The sequence below is a fragment of the Nocardia pneumoniae NBRC 100136 genome, from assembly GCF_000308755.1.
GTDB classification, from domain to species: Bacteria; Actinomycetota; Actinomycetes; order Mycobacteriales; family Mycobacteriaceae; genus Nocardia; species Nocardia pneumoniae.
Genome location: NZ_BAGF01000043.1, coordinates 1 through 1363, shown reverse-complemented (window position 1 = coordinate 1363; position 1363 = coordinate 1). Strand labels below are relative to the sequence as shown.

At 65.7% G+C, this 1363-nt stretch carries 2 protein-coding genes; both read right to left on the bottom strand.

Going from position 1 to position 1363, the window contains the following annotated elements; all coding sequences use genetic code 11:
* The coding region (locus tag ON34_RS13655) for a DUF779 domain-containing protein (RefSeq protein ID WP_040779388.1) at positions 1 to 252 on the bottom strand (252 nt) is incomplete at its 3' end.
* The coding region (adh, locus tag ON34_RS13650) for an aldehyde dehydrogenase (RefSeq protein ID WP_040779385.1) at positions 252 to 1363 on the bottom strand (1112 nt) is incomplete at its 5' end. The genes adh and ON34_RS13655, both read right to left, overlap by 1 nt.

Here is a 1363-nt window from a genome sequence, read left to right as displayed (position 1 = left end):
GGTGAGGTGGGTGTGGCGCCAGTAGTCGTACTGGTCGGCGCTCATCCAGAACGGGGTGTCCGCGGCGAGCCGCCCGAGCAGCACGTCCGACGCGCCGACCCGGAACTCGCCGCGCGGGTAGCACATCGGTGAGCTGCCGTCGCAGCAGCCGCCGGACTGGTGGAACATGACCGGGCCGTGCTGCCGGATCAACCTGTGCAGCAGCGCTTCCGCGGGCTCGGTGAGTTCGACGCGCTGGACCTGATCGGGCATCAGAAGAATCCGAGCTTGTCCGGGGAGTAGCTGACCAGCAGGTTCTTGGTCTGCTGGTAGTGGTCGAGCATCATGCGGTGGTTCTCGCGTCCGATGCCGGACTTCTTGTAGCCGCCGAATGCCGCGTGCGCGGGATAGGCGTGATAGCAGTTGGTCCAGACCCGGCCCGCCTTGATGCCGCGACCGAGCCGGTAGGCGGCGTTCATGTCGCGAGTCCACACCCCGGCGCCGAGGCCGTAGAGGGTGTCGTTGGCGATCTTCAGCGCCTCCTCGACGGAGTCGAACGTGGTCACCGACACCACCGGTCCGAAGATCTCCTCCTGGAAGATCCGCATGTCGTTGGTGCCCTTGAAGATCGTCGGCTCGATGTAGTACCCGCCGGGCAGACCCTCTACTTTGCGGGCCTCGCCCCCGGTGAGCACTTCGGCGCCTTCCTGTCGCCCGATGTCGATGTAGGACAGGATCTTCTCGTACTGGTCGTTGCTGGCCTGCGCGCCGATCATGGTGGTCTCGTCGAGCGGGTTGCCGCTGCGGATGGCTTTGGTCCGTTCGAGGCAGCGGGCGATGAACTCGTCATAGATGGAGGAGTGGATCAGTGCGCGGGAGGGACAGGTGCACACTTCGCCCTGATTGAGCGCGAACATCACGAATCCTTCGACGGCCTTGTCCAGGAAGGCGTCGTCGGTGGCCATGACGTCGGGCAGGAAGATGTTGGGGCTCTTGCCGCCCAGCTCGAGGGTGACGGGGATGATGTTCTCGCTGGCGTATTGCATGATCAGCCTGCCGGTGGTGGTCTCGCCGGTGAAGGCGACCTTCGCCACTCGGGGGCTGGCGGCCAGCGGCTTGCCCGCCTCGACGCCGAAGCCGTTGACCACGTTCAGCACTCCGGGCGGCAGCAGATCGGCGATCAGCTCGACCACCTTCAGGATCGACGCCGGTGTCTGCTCGGCGGGCTTGAGCACCACCGCGTTGCCGGCGGCCAGAGCCGGGGCGAGCTTCCAGGTGGCCATCAGGATCGGGAAGTTCCACGGGATGATCTGCCCGACCACTCCGAGCGGTTCGTGGAAGTGGTAGGCGATGGTATCGCCGTCGATTTCTCCGACGCTGCCCT